Genomic DNA, 13,040 nt, shown 5'->3' with positions numbered 1-13,040 from the left:
AAGGGCAAAAGAACTATGAGAGGGATAGAGTCATGCAGCAGGAAGCAGAAGCTTTTATACATCAGTGTTACACAGAACTGGGGAAGTCCTCGCAAATAGAAAAGAGGATAGCTGAAGTCAAGGATTCGATTAAGCATGCAGGAATGTATGATCATACATTTGAAGAGCTGGAGTATGGGGCGAAGACAGCCTGGAGAAACAGTAACCGCTGCATCGGCCGGCTGTTTTGGGACAGCCTTCAGGTTCAGGACTGCCGCGGCTTAAAAACCGAAGAAGAGATACGTGATGCGTTATTTTATCATATCGAATATGCAACAAACAAAGGAAAAGTGCGTTCCACAATCAGTGTTTTCAACCCTGAATTAGAAATAAAAATATGGAATCACCAGCTGATTCGTTATGCAGGATATGAAAATGAAGAAGGTATTATTGGCGATCCAGCTTCTGTTGAATTTACAACTAAGTGCCGGGAACTTGGCTGGGAAGGTGAAAGGACCAGCTTTGATGTTCTACCACTCGTTATTCAAATAGGAAATCGTCCTCCTAAATGGTTTTCAATCCCAAAAGATATCATTGTGGAAGTACCTCTTCGTCATCCTGAATATGACTGGTTTGCTGATTTCAATTTAAAATGGTATGCCGTACCGATTATATCTGATATGAGGCTTGAAATCGGCGGAGTAAATTACAAAGCGGCTCCTTTTAACGGCTGGTACATGGAGACGGAAATTGGAGCTCGAAACCTTGCTGATGAATTCCGTTATAATATGCTTCCGGCAGTTGCAGAAGCAATGGGACTTAATACGAGAAGGAGTACGTCTCTTTGGAAGGACAGGGCGTTAATTGAACTCAATCAGGCCGTTATTCATTCCTATAAAGAGGATAAAGTCAGCATCGTAGATCACCACAGTGCAGCTAAACAATTTCAGCTGTTTCAAAATAAAGAGATACAGTGCGGAAGGGAAGCCACAGGCGATTGGACATGGCTTATTCCGCCTGTTTCCCCAGCTACAACAGAGGTCTTTCACCAGTCATTTAATAATCGGATGGATTCACCTAATTATTTTTACCAGGAAAAAGCCTATAAAGATTGGAAGCCGGAGTGATCGTCTCCGGCTTTTCGTGTTTCTCGTTCTCTCAATGGTGAAAAAGAACGAGCTGTTCCGTTTATCAACGCTGGGGAATAGCTCGCTTTTAAACGGAGAGCTGGTGAGCTAGCTCGTTACACTCGCAGATCTCACCCTGGCTCTATCTCCATTGTAAGAGTCTTGACATTTCTTTTGTTTCTGGAACGAAAAAAGCCGGTTCCGTTTATTATGAGTGGAGAAACGCGGCTGGGAAATAGCTCGCTTTCCGCGGGGAGCCGGTGAACTAGCTCGTTGCACTCGCGGATCTCATCCTGGCTCTATTTCCCTGCAGGAGTCTCGTCATTTCTCTTGTTTCTGCAGGGAAAACAGTCGGTTCCGTTTATTATGAGTGGAGAAACGCGGCTGGGAAATAGCTCGCTTTCCGCGGGGAGCCGGTGAGCTAGCTCGTTGCACTCGCGGATCTCACCACGGCTCTATCTCCTTGCAGGAGTCTCGCCATTTCCCAGCCTCTTTACCACTGGGCGTATAAACGGAACGCTGTAATTTGAGTAAGGAAATCGTCATTTCTTACTCAGTGTTCTGTGACCCCAAAAAACATAAAGGGCCAGGGGAAACGGCGAGACTCCTATGGGAGGAAAGAACAGGGTGAGATCCCGGAGGGCTAAAAGCCCGAGGAAGCTCACCGTTCGCCCATGGAAAGCGAGTCTTTCCCCAGGCCCGGTTCTCCATATTCAGGCAACCGGAACAGCATCTTAGAAACTAAGGGCTGCTAGAGTCATTAACGACTAAGCAGCCCTATTTATTATTCGTATAAGTCTGGCCGGCGGTCCTGGAAGATAGGAATCTGTTCACGAATTGCTTCTACCCGGGAAAAATCGACCTCACAATATAAGATTTCTTCACCATCTCCAGCTTCAGCCGCTACATTCCCCCAAGGGTCAATAACAATGGAATGCCCGCCGAATTCATTGTTCTTATCGGCACCTGTCCGGTTGCAGGCGATAATGAAACATTGATTCTCAATCGCTCGGCTGATCAGCAGATTGCGCCAGTGCTCGACACGCGGCTTTGGCCACTCCGCCACGACGAAAAGCCCGCGGGCTCCATTTAACATATGAGTGCGAATCCATTCTGGAAAACGAATATCATAACATACAACCCCTGCTGCAAGTGTATTACCGACAACAAAGTTTCCTTTATGAAATCCGGCATGAAGAAATTTCTCTTCGTTCATTAACCGGAACAGGTGGACTTTACGGTATTTAAGGACCATGTCTCTCTCGTGGTTATAAGCGACAAATGTATTGTAGTAATCGCCATGATCATCCTCGGCCACTGATCCTCCAACAGTTACCCCATATTCTTCTGCAAGATCGGCCATCATTTTATGGGTGGGTCCATCTAAAGGTTCAGCAATTTCATCAAAACGTTCAAGATCATATCCTGTTGTCCACAGCTCAGGGAGCAGGATAATTTCTGCACCGTTTTCGGCGGCTTCTCTTATACGGGGCAGAGCGTTATTACGGTTTGTTTCAGGATCGCCAAACTCGATATCCATTTGAATAATAGCAATAGTAGTTGTCATCGTTTCACCTCTTTTTTTATATTCTAACAAATTAATTTCCTCTAATCATTGAATAGCCTTAAAAGGTTACGGGTATATAAGTGAAGAAAGGGTGAATATCTGTGAAAACAATACAAAGAGACAATGGAATTTTTTATATAGAAGATAATGAGCAGAGAGTGGCAGAACTGGCTTATGAGCAAGAAGGATCCTTCATGGTTATTACTCACACACAAGTATCGGAAACAGAGCAAGGGAGAGGCCTGGCTACAGAACTGGTGGAAAATGCCGTTAACTTCGCCAGAGAGCATGGCTTAAAAATTAAACCTGTATGTTCATTCGCGAAGACAGTGATCGATGAACACTCTGAATTTCAGGATGTGCTGGAGAAATAAATAGGAGGGCGATTTTATGTCGGTTCTTGTTCGAGAGCCGGAGCCTAAGGACTTAGTGCATGTAACAAGATATGCTATTGACTGGGCAAAGCTTGTCGATGAACAGATGGGTGAACCGCAGAGAACAGAGCAGTTAAGAGAAAGAAAAGACTGGGCGGCTGAACACTTATTTAATGATCAAGCGGATCGACGTCTTTTTGTTGCTGAAATGGCAGGACGTATGATCGGCTATATTTTTGGAACGCTCGAAGACACTGAAGGGTGGATTCGTGAAATATACGTTGAGGAATTTTACAGACGTGAAGGCATCGGAACACAGCTTATGGCATCCATGAGAAGCTGGATGGAAAGTCAGAACATCCAAAGCATCCATGCAGAAGTACCTGGCAGCTATGGAAGGGAATTCTTTCAAACTTTCAATCATATAAAAATTCATACTGCCAAATAGGAAGCAAGCAAGGAGGGGCGCTTTTGCCTAAGAAAGCTATGATTATTGTGAACCCTTCTTCCGGTAAGGAAGAAGCGGTTCATTATGTAGATAAAATAGAAGAGATTCTTCGAGAGAAAGACTATGAGCTTCAGACGGTGAAGACGAAAAAAGAGTTTGATGCCACCAATTATTGTATAGAAGCTTGTGAAGGGGAAATAGACTTAGTCGTCTCCTTAGGAGGAGACGGGACGCTCCACGAAACGATTAACGGAATGGTGGGTCAAGCTCATCGTCCCAGACTGGGCGTCATTCCTTTAGGAACCGTCAATGATTTTGCCAGAGCGTTAGACCTGCCTCTTAACCCTGAGGAAGCCATTGAAGTTCTGCGGTCAGACCGTACGAAGAAAGTAGATGTTGGGAAATTTAACCAACAATATTTTGTGAATATTGTAGCCGTAGGGGCTATTGCAGAGGCTACCTTTGAAGTTTCTCCTGAACAGAAAACGAAATTTGGTTCTCTCGCCTACTTTATTGAAGGGATTAAAACACTGGCTTCCAGTCAATCCTATCCGCTTAGCGTAGAATATGATGATAAAGTCTGGGAAGGGGATTCCTTTTTATTCCTGGCGGCTTTAACGAAATCAACGGGTGGATTTGAACGGCTTTCCCCGGAGGCAAAGGTGAATGACGGAGTTTTACACTGTTATGCAATTAAAGAAGTTAATATGATCAGGCTGGCTTCTATCATTACATCAGTATTAAGAGGAAGCATTAAAAACGATAAGGATGTGGAGTATTTCACAGCGAAGAAGCTTCGAATATCATCCGATAAAAACCTTCATACAAATGTGGATGGTGAAGAGGGAGACGAGCTTCCTGTGTCTATTGAGGTAAAACCAGAGCATATAGAAGTGATTGTAAAATAGCAGCCTCTTCAGGTGAGGGAGGCTCTTGAAAGAATAATCCTCCGGCTCTTTTAGTTTTTTCGGGTTGAAACGGAGATCTAGTTGTCTATTTTTTTCAGCTCCGGTAAAATAAAGAAAACAGGAGAGTCGGGGTGAACAAATGGAATATAGCAGGGTGCAATCAATGATACATATGCAGGCCATATCGTTGAAGCAGCAAGAAAGGCCTTCGCAAACTACGCCGGGCTCAAGCGCCCAGTTTCAATCAATTCTTCAATCATTTCAGCAATATCTGAATCAGACAGAAGCTGTTTCAGCACCTGCCTTACGAATAATGCGCCCAAATGCTTTTATGCAGCCTCTTCCCCCTGTTCAAAAGCCTTCCGTAAATTCAGAACTGAAAGCATCAGATAATTCTTCTTTAAACGATTTAATAAGCAAAGCAGCAAGGGTGAATGATCTTGATGAAAACCTCGTACGATCCGTGATTAAGGCTGAATCTAATTTTAATCCTAAAGCTGTCAGCCCTGCCGGTGCTCAAGGGTTAATGCAGCTTATGCCAAAAACTGCAGCAGGTCTTGGTGTAAAGAACTCTCTTGACCCATGGGAAAATCTTATTGGTGGAACAAAATATCTTAAACAAATGCTCGACCGTTATAATGGTAATAAGGAAATGGCCTTAGCTGCGTATAACGCAGGACCGGGAAATGTTGATAAATATGAAGGCATCCCTCCGTTTAAAGAAACGCAAAATTACATAAGGAAAGTGCTCGGATAAAAGAAATATCCCTCCTTAAATCAAGGAGGGATATTATTTTAAATTTTTTTGCTCATTTCAATATACTGATGAAAGACGTCGGTCATTTCCCGAAGCCGATTATGAACGTCTTCATCGATTAATTCACCTTGAGTAGAAAAATGATTAGTGTGGGTATACACGTAATTTGGGGTCACAAGGCAGCGGAAATAGTTAAGGATTGGTTTCAACTGATTTTCGATGACTAGATGATGCTGCAGTGTTCCTCCGTTGGCTACAATCGAGACAGGCTTATGACGCATAGCCCTTGGAGAAATAGCGTCCAAAAGGTTTTTTAAAGTGCCGGGAATTGACCCTTGGAAAATCGGTGTAGCAATCACGTAAGCGTCCGCTTCTTCCACCTGACGGATCAGCTGCTGCATTTCCTCATTATATTCCTCAACAGGGCGCCCATCTACAAATTCCATTTGGTAATCTTCTAAGTAAATAATAGAGGTCTCGTAGCCTTTATTTAGTTTATGAATATATCTTTCGATTTCATTTAACAGTGATTTTGTTTTACTGCCGACGATTGTGCCGTTAAGAAGCAGAATCTTCATGACAAGGTCTCTCCTTTGTTCGTTCGGATGGTGCCTGATATAATATGTGGCTGATACTCATTATGTTAAATCATACGTAGGCAATAAGCAATTGTGACAGAAGAAGGAAAAGAGAAGTTATTTGAGGAAGCTTTGGTGAAGAATAAAATTTCTGGTTAACATTGAACCGTTTCTTATTAAATGTTTTCTTTCTCCAGAGGTAAATATGAAAGATAAGCTGGCGGCTATTCTTTTTGTTCTTTGACTGCTTCATCTTTCCGTTGCACCGACTTTCTAATTTTGTTTGGATTTATAGATAATGCTGCCATACTTGCATTTATTCTACAGAAAATGTGAAAATGGCGCCTGAGTCGACTACGGACTTTCAAAAAAAGTATAAAGGTTTAGTGACCATCTATTTGAGGTACATTATATTTGTGAATGATTTCTAATAATCAAGGAGTGAGTATAATGAGTAATGTAATGTTTACTTCTCATGCTACAGCACAAGGCGGCCGTGAAGGTCAGGTAAAATCAGATGACGGTATTATTGACGTAAATCTGGTTATGCCAGGAAACGATAGTAATGAAACAGGATCCAACCCTGAACAGCTGTTTGCAGCAGGCTACTCCGCATGCTTTGACGGAGCTCTTAATTTGGTGGCAAGCAAACAGAAGAAGGACATAGAATCCGAAACAACAGCTGATGTTAGTCTTATAAAAGATGAGTCTGATAATGGCTTTAAAATCGGTGTTACTTTAAATGTCAATGTGAAAGGTGTTTCACAGGAAGAAGCAGAGAAGCTTGTAAAGGATGCCCATGATTTCTGTCCTTACTCCAAGGCCACTCGTGGTAACATTGATGTTGAGCTAAATGCAAAAGCTGTATAATGATTACGATAAAAAAGCCTCCTTTGCATGGAGGCTTTTTTATCGTGGTTTATTATGAGCAGTTTAGTGCAATAAAAACACACAATGCCTCATACTAAAGATAGGAGTATGTTTAAGGAGAGAAAATAAAAGATGAGAATTACAGACGAAGCCCGTGAACTCCTTGATGATTTATTGGATGATGTCGGATCAGGGAGTTTGCGCTTGTATTTTGCCGGCTATGGATGTGGTGAGCCGGATATTGGGATGACGATTTCTGAACCGGAAGCGGACGATGAGATTCTTCATATTAATTCTATTCCTGTAGCTGTCGATCGGAGAATTCTCCATTTAACAGAGAACCTGACGATTGATGGAAAGTCTACGATGGAAGGACCTAAATTCCAAATGCATGGACTTCCAGAGAAGGACTGTTAACGACCGTATTTACGGAAATAATTTTATGGGATAAGATAATAAAAGCCCCGATTCCTGTCGAATCGGGGCTTAATTCTTGAAAGTTGAGGTATATATACAATTATGATGGCATCTGGTCACCAAACTGTTGGAGTAACAGCAGGCTTAATAGCTATTACCCTTTTACCTCAGGTAGATTTTATCCCAAGTAGTACTCTTGAAACGATATTGTTTTTTGTGTTCGTGCTGTTCGGTTCACTTCTGCCTGATATTGACACACCAAGCTCGACATTAGGACGTAAGTTTTGGAGAGGCCTTATGTACATACTGCTGGCAGCCGCTTCTCTATATCTTTTTGCCCCGGATTATTTAGAAACGTACAGAGAACAGCTGAAAGTTTTTGTGATGCTGACATTTCCGTTACTCATCATGGTAAAAAGTCATAGAAAAATGACCCACTCTGTTGTATTTATTGGACTCCTGTTTTTTTATCATATGGTGATTACTTTTTTCTTTGAAGTACCGCCATACTATTTTGCAGGGTTCATAGTAGGAGTAGTCTCCCACTTGCTAGGCGATTACTTAACAAAGCGGGGGATTCCCATCTTCTATCCGCTGTCGAAAAAGTATTTTCGGTTTATTCTTACGATCAGAACGGGTTCATCCGCTGAAAAGATGATGGTGACCCTCTTATCCCTCTGGAATGTCTGGTATTTAATTTCACAAGTTTTCTAGGTAATAGGCAATTATATGATTAGAAGTATCCTTTTTAGTGGAAGTATTAAGTAGAAAGCTAAGCGAAGGGGGAAAAGACCATGCTTATTACAGGGGTTAGAGGTTTTGTGGGAAGCGAGCTGGCAGGCTGGCTTCTTGAAGAAAACATTCCTTTTCGTGCTGGTTGCCGTGCCCCGCTGCAGGCGAATGAAATGTTAAACAACAGCTTAGCGGACTGTGTGGAATTTGATTATGAAAAAGAATCTACCTTTGAACAGACATTCACAGGAATCAAGCGCTGGTTTCTAACAAGGCCATCTAATATTGTGGATGTTCAGCCTATTATAAATGCAATGAAAGCAGCAAAAGAGTGTGGGGTTGAACGATTAGTTTTTCTATCTGTTCTCGGAGCAGAGCGGATGGGTTTTCTCCCCCATCGTAAGATAGAAAAAGCAATTATGGAACTTGGTTTCAATTACACAATCTTAAGAGCCAGTCATATTATGCAGGATTTTTTAAAATATCAAATCCAGCCGATTAGAGAAAAACAGGAGATCAATGCTCCAGCTGGCTCGGCGAAAATTAGTTTTGTTGACAGCCGGGATATTGCAGAGATTATTTTAATGATGTTGAGAAATTCATCGACTGCTAAAGATGTGTACAAGATAACAGGGAAAGAGGCTATTACTATGTATGAGGCCGCTGAGCTTTTTTCTGAAGAATTACAGAAAAAAATTACGTACTCCAACCTGACAAAGCACCAATTTCTTGAATATTGTTATGAAAATGGATACCGCAGTTCGCTAGCTAAACAGCAGGCTAATATTTATACTTCGGCTAAGAACGGTTATTTTCAAACAACCAGCCTGGATGCTGAGAAGATTCTGCAGCGTGAGCCGCGCAATTTGAAGGAATTTATCAGGAATTATAAGCAATTATTTTTGGAAAACTAAACAGAGTTTTTGTACCAGGTACCCTGTCGGTTCCTGGTACATTATTATAAAAGGAGGGTCTGTATGTTTGAACCGTGTCTGCAGATGAGACAATTTTTCGAAACATTTGAAGGGAAATGGATGGTCGCTGGCGGCTGGGCGATTGATTTACATATCGGCGAAGAGACAAGGGAACATGGAGACATTGAGGCTGCTGTGTTCAGGGAGGAGCTTCCACAGCTATCCCAGCTGTTGAACAGCTGGGAAACGTATATCAGCGACAAATCCCGGATAATTGAGAATAACCTGCAGGAGCCCCTGGAAGAGCACATTCATGAGATTCATGCTCACAGGGAGGAGGCCAGGCTGGAGATCCTCCTTAACTGGAAAAACAAGGAAAACTGGGTATTCCGCAGAGATGAAGAAATAACGTTCCCGCTTGCCCATATGAATTTACATTCTGAGCAGGGGATTCCTTATTTAAACCCTGAGATTGTACTCCTCTATAAAGCGAAAAATACAAATGATAAAGATGAACATGATTTTAAAAGTGTTTTTCCACATTTGAATGAACGTCAAAAGGAATGGTTGAAGCAGGCATTAATCCAGCACCAGCCGAAGCACCACTGGCTGGAAAAGCTGCTGTATTAAATTTTCATAAAAACTGCCATATTACCAGAAGTTTTTTGATAAAATATAATAGGTTTAGATAAACATAGAGATCGTTATGGAGAAGGAGAATAATAATAATGTGGAGATGGAAGAATATTTACCGCGGCATTTTAATGGGTGCCAGCGATGTTATACCTGGTGTCAGCGGAGGAACGATCGCTGTCGTATTAGGGATTTATGATCAGCTGATTGAAGCGATTAACGGTTTCTTCAGCAAAGAGTGGAAGAAGCATTTAAAATTTCTGCTTCCTCTTGGGGCAGGCATCATTTTCTCTATTCTTATGCTCGCTAATCTAATTGAATGGCTGTTCGAGCATTACCCGGGTCCGACTCAGTTTTTCTTTTTAGGCTTAATCATCGGTGTGATCCCATATTTAACACACAAAGCGGATATGAAGCATAATTTTGAAGGCAGGCATTATGTTATTCTGCTGATTGGAGTTATTCTAGTTGGATCGATGGCTTTCTTTCAAACAAGTGAAGGTGACCCAATGACGAATTTAACGCTTGCTTCATATATTGGACTTTTCTTCTCAGGGTGGCTGGCCAGCAGTGCCATGATTCTTCCTGGAATCAGCGGCTCCTTTATCTTACTGCTTATTGGCATGTACAGCACGATTATTTCTGGAGTGGCGAATCTGCAGTTTGATATTATTTTGACAGTAGGTGCAGGTGTAGCAGTGGGGATTATTTTTATGAGTAAGATTATCAATTACTTTCTTGAAAACTATACATCCGCTACTTTTGCTCTTATCATCGGGTTAGTCGTAGGTTCTGTGTTTGTTATTTTTCCCGGTATTCCTGGTTCAACTTTTCTACTAGTCCTCAGTCTTGTAACATTCATAGGCGGGTTGCTAAGTGCATGGCTCCTTGGTAGAGTGGAATATAAATAAGCAGGAATTAAGACATTCGTTCGAATACCATGTATCATATGTAGCAAATGAACGTAAAAAGGAGCATTATTTTATGGAACCGATTCAACAACAGAATGTATTTGATCAAACAATTGAAAGCGAGCAGCCGGTTATTATTAAATATCATGCGGACTGGTGTCCGGATTGCCGCAGAATGGACATGTTTATCGGTGATATTCTTGAAGAGTACAAAGGCTATAAGTGGTATGAAGTAAATCGTGATCAACTGCCTGAAGCGGCGGATAAATATGAAGTTATGGGAATTCCAAGCATTCTTATTTTCCAAAAGGGTGAAAAAATCGGCCATCTTCATAGTGCGTATGCTAAAACTCCAGAGGAAGTTCAAGCCTTTTTACAAGAAAAACTGTAAAACTGTGCACCCACATGGCTTAGCCATGTGGGTGTTTTTAAAAGCGTAAGACTTAAGGGAGGGGTTCTTTCTGAGAAGAAGAGTGTTACTAGTAGGGGCAGGACAGGCCCATTTAGAAGTTATTTATCAACATGGAGAAAATCCAATAAATGATGTGGATGTTTGCCTTCTCTCCCCATCAAAATTTTATTATCACTCAGAAATGATTCCAGATTATGCGGAAGGATTATATAAGGAAGAAGATATTCGGATCAATGTAGAACAGCTGGCCAAGCGCTCAGGCGTATATTTTGTGAAAAAAAGAGCCGCATCTGTTGATCCTGTTCGAAAAAAGCTTCGTTGTGAAGGAGGGGCGGTTTATCCCTTTGATGTAATCAGCTTTGATCTGGGCACAGATGATTTTACTTCTGACCAGTCCGCCAGCGCCCTCATAAAGCAGATTCCAAGCTTAAGAGAAGCTCCATTTCCCCTAATTGTCGGCGAGGGCACGGCTGCCACCGAACTGGCTCTGTCCTTGCAAGCTTATAAAAATCAAAATAAGTTAGCAGGTTATGTCCGTCTTGTTACTTCCTCAAACGTTTTCTCCTCAGGGAGGAAAGGAGCTGACAAAAAGCTCCGCTTCCTTTTAAAAAATGCAGGTGTGCAGTTTTGGGAACAGGAGAAGGTAAAGGAACTTTATGATGACTTTGTGCTGACTGAGTCCAACAATCGGATCAGGCACAGTGATTTATTATGGCTGGAAGAAAGACAGGCACAGAATGTTTACACAAAATCCGGCCTGGCAACCGATGATCAAGGCTTTCCTCTCATTACAGATACTCTGCAAATTAAAGATTACCCCTTTATGTTTGGAGCCGGAAAATGGGTATCGATAGATGCTGACAGGGAGTGGTATAAAAAGGGGGAGGAAGCAGTTAAGCAGGGAGCTGTATTATTTGAGAACTTGAAAAGCTATGCGAAAGGAAGTCCTCTTCAGCCATTTAAGCCTAAGAGTAATACTATATCTATTATATCTACAGGGAATGAAAAAGGTCTTTTTCTCTATGGTAAGATACAAAAACACAGCCACAGGGCGTGGAAGCATAAGAGAAAAAGAAATGAAAGTTTTATAAAAAAATACCAATAAGGCGTTTTTCCTTTCATTCAAGGAAAACGCCTTATTTTAATTTTAATAATGTAAAAACTTTTTTCCTGAAAAGGAAAATGGCAAGACTTACCCATGCCAAAATCGAAAGACCTGCAAGCACGAAACTCAAATCACCTTCAGCCAAGCTGCTTCCAACTAGGCAGTAGGCAAGGGTGCCGGGAATTAGTCCGATTAATGTTGCGGCTAGAAAGGGCAGCCATCTGACCTTGGCGATACCAGCAGCATAGCTCAGCACATTATAACCAATCACTGGAATCAGCCTTAGTGTGAGTACATAAAGGAACCCGTTTGCTTCCATACGGTCATATAGATTTTCCATTTTTGGTGTGTGAGGAATCTTTATGATCGAATCACTGAACCATTTCCCCATAATAAATCCAACAACTGCGGCTCCTGAAGCTCCAAGAACAATATAAAGCATTCCCGGCCAGACACCATAAGTAAAAGCAGCCGCTAAAGATAAAATGGATATAGGAAAGGCGATAAAAGGCCCAAGTGTGTACATGCCGATAAAGACTAACGGCCCCCACATGCCATAGGATAAAATGTAATTGCGGATTTCCCGAGGAGATAAATCCAGGTGATACCTTACAAACCAGGCGACAGCAGCAAACAACAGTAGCAGTATAGTCCCTCGTAATACGGCACTTTTGCTCAATTGAACCACCTCATATTTTCCTTCATTAAGTTTAAACAGACGAGGATTGAAAGCCGGACAGTATGATTCAAATTCTCTAAACCCTTGGAAGGACGATGGTGGAAGGCAGTACATAAATAACGGCTTCATCAGCTTATTAGCTTTATTATAAGAGATTTTAGGCAAATTTGCTCCATTTTGTCATATCTTATCTTTGGCAAGATTAATAATTATGTATTATATGATAATAATGAAAGAGCGTCTCCGCTGTGTGTCAGCCTATAAATTAGGCCCCCTGATGCATAGTTATATGATACGATTACGTAAAAAGGAAGTGATGACATGAATCCTTCATTATCGACTGAACAAAAGAAATATATGATCGATCGTATTCAGGAATACTTCGAGATTGAACGAATGGAGCCTTTAGGAGAATTCGCAGCCGGCCAGCTTCTTCACTTTATGGTAGAAGAACTGGGGCCGTTTATGTATAACAAAGGAATTTATGATGCGAGACAAATGGTGGAGCAGAAGGTGATCAATCTGGACGAAGACTTACTTTCTCTGGAAAGGACCGCTGGGCGCCCCAAGCGATAATTAAAGGTGAAAGTCTAAATGAAAGGACGATCCCGCCTCCGTTAGGGCAGGAT

General features: G+C 41.8%; 17 protein-coding genes. 14 read left to right on the top strand and 3 right to left on the bottom strand.

The genetic code is table 11. The annotated features are described in order from the left end of the window. Positions 1 to 32: 32 nt before the first annotated feature. Entirely contained in the window at positions 33 to 1,106 is a 1,074-nt protein-coding gene (locus tag B7E06_RS19805; RefSeq protein ID WP_082235603.1) for a nitric oxide synthase oxygenase, read from the top strand. 784 nt (positions 1,107 to 1,890) lie between these two features. On the opposite strand, the gene B7E06_RS19800 is transcribed toward B7E06_RS19805, so the two are convergent. After that, a complete protein-coding gene (locus B7E06_RS19800) occupies positions 1,891 to 2,673 on the bottom strand; it encodes a carbon-nitrogen family hydrolase (protein WP_082235602.1) in 783 nt (260 codons plus the stop codon). 101 nt (positions 2,674 to 2,774) lie between these two features. Between B7E06_RS19800 and B7E06_RS19795 the strand changes: the two genes are divergently transcribed. From B7E06_RS19795 to B7E06_RS22295, 4 genes are all read left to right on the top strand, one after another. Then, complete coding sequence (locus B7E06_RS19795) at positions 2,775 to 3,047, top strand: GNAT family N-acetyltransferase (RefSeq protein WP_082235601.1); 273 nt, start codon at positions 2,775 to 2,777, stop codon at positions 3,045 to 3,047. 16 nt (positions 3,048 to 3,063) lie between these two features. Next, positions 3,064 to 3,495 carry a GNAT family N-acetyltransferase gene (locus tag B7E06_RS19790; protein ID WP_082235600.1) on the top strand — a complete coding sequence of 144 codons (432 nt, stop codon included), beginning with the start codon at positions 3,064 to 3,066 and terminating at the stop codon, positions 3,493 to 3,495. 23 nt (positions 3,496 to 3,518) lie between these two features. Then, positions 3,519 to 4,403, top strand: coding sequence for a diacylglycerol/lipid kinase family protein (locus tag B7E06_RS19785; protein ID WP_342743648.1), 885 nt, complete (start codon positions 3,519 to 3,521; stop codon positions 4,401 to 4,403). Positions 4,404 to 4,566: 163 nt separating this feature from the next. Beyond that, complete coding sequence (locus B7E06_RS22295; RefSeq protein ID WP_281249132.1) at positions 4,567 to 5,160, top strand: lytic transglycosylase domain-containing protein; 594 nt, start codon at positions 4,567 to 4,569, stop codon at positions 5,158 to 5,160. Between the two features lie 38 nt (positions 5,161 to 5,198). Here the strand turns inward: B7E06_RS22295 and B7E06_RS19775 are convergent, their stop codons facing one another. After that, entirely contained in the window at positions 5,199 to 5,738 is a 540-nt protein-coding gene (locus B7E06_RS19775; protein ID WP_082235598.1) for an NADPH-dependent FMN reductase, read from the bottom strand. 450 nt (positions 5,739 to 6,188) lie between these two features. On the opposite strand from B7E06_RS19775, the gene B7E06_RS19770 reads away from it, so the two are divergent. The 8 genes from B7E06_RS19770 (at position 6,189) to B7E06_RS19735 (ending at position 11,732) form a co-directional block, all read left to right on the top strand. Continuing rightward, complete coding sequence (locus tag B7E06_RS19770) at positions 6,189 to 6,608, top strand: organic hydroperoxide resistance protein (protein WP_082235597.1); 420 nt, start codon at positions 6,189 to 6,191, stop codon at positions 6,606 to 6,608. Between the two features lie 132 nt (positions 6,609 to 6,740). Further along, positions 6,741 to 7,025: an iron-sulfur cluster assembly accessory protein gene (locus tag B7E06_RS19765; protein ID WP_082235596.1), complete on the top strand. Its 285-nt coding sequence runs from the start codon at positions 6,741 to 6,743 to the stop codon at positions 7,023 to 7,025. Positions 7,026 to 7,127: 102 nt separating this feature from the next. After that, positions 7,128 to 7,739, top strand: coding sequence for a metal-dependent hydrolase (locus tag B7E06_RS19760; protein ID WP_082235595.1), 612 nt, complete (start codon positions 7,128 to 7,130; stop codon positions 7,737 to 7,739). An 80-nt stretch (positions 7,740 to 7,819) separates the two neighbouring features. After that, positions 7,820 to 8,671, top strand: a complete 852-nt coding sequence (locus tag B7E06_RS19755) for an NmrA family NAD(P)-binding protein (RefSeq protein ID WP_082235594.1) — start codon at positions 7,820 to 7,822, stop codon at positions 8,669 to 8,671. Between the two features lie 63 nt (positions 8,672 to 8,734). Continuing rightward, positions 8,735 to 9,301 carry a nucleotidyltransferase domain-containing protein gene (locus B7E06_RS19750; RefSeq protein WP_082235593.1) on the top strand — a complete coding sequence of 189 codons (567 nt, stop codon included), beginning with the start codon at positions 8,735 to 8,737 and terminating at the stop codon, positions 9,299 to 9,301. Positions 9,302 to 9,399: 98 nt separating this feature from the next. Continuing rightward, positions 9,400 to 10,215 (top strand): DUF368 domain-containing protein, encoded by an 816-nt coding sequence (locus tag B7E06_RS19745; protein WP_082235592.1) that lies wholly within the window; start codon positions 9,400 to 9,402, stop codon positions 10,213 to 10,215. A 73-nt stretch (positions 10,216 to 10,288) separates the two neighbouring features. Continuing rightward, the gene (locus B7E06_RS19740) at positions 10,289 to 10,606 is read left to right on the top strand and encodes a thioredoxin family protein (protein WP_082235591.1); all 318 of its coding nucleotides are present in this window, start codon (positions 10,289 to 10,291) and stop codon (positions 10,604 to 10,606) included. 82 nt (positions 10,607 to 10,688) lie between these two features. Continuing rightward, a complete protein-coding gene (locus B7E06_RS19735; RefSeq protein WP_082235590.1) occupies positions 10,689 to 11,732 on the top strand; it encodes an NAD(P)/FAD-dependent oxidoreductase in 1,044 nt (347 codons plus the stop codon). Between the two features lie 31 nt (positions 11,733 to 11,763). Here B7E06_RS19735 and B7E06_RS19730 read toward each other — a convergent pair whose 3' ends face one another. Further along, positions 11,764 to 12,411: a TVP38/TMEM64 family protein gene (locus B7E06_RS19730; protein WP_179134101.1), complete on the bottom strand. Its 648-nt coding sequence runs from the start codon at positions 12,409 to 12,411 to the stop codon at positions 11,764 to 11,766. Positions 12,412 to 12,732: 321 nt separating this feature from the next. Here B7E06_RS19730 and B7E06_RS19725 point away from each other — a divergent pair, with 321 nt between their 5' ends. Beyond that, a complete protein-coding gene (locus B7E06_RS19725) occupies positions 12,733 to 12,987 on the top strand; it encodes a DUF2164 domain-containing protein (protein WP_082235588.1) in 255 nt (84 codons plus the stop codon). The last annotated feature ends 53 nt before the right edge of the window (positions 12,988 to 13,040 follow it).

This window comes from Halobacillus massiliensis, assembly GCF_900166625.1.
Lineage (GTDB): Bacteria > Bacillota > Bacilli > Bacillales > Halobacillaceae > Halobacillus_A > Halobacillus_A massiliensis.
The sequence above is the reverse complement of the archived record's forward strand: the minus strand, read 5'-3'. Positions and strand labels throughout refer to the sequence as shown.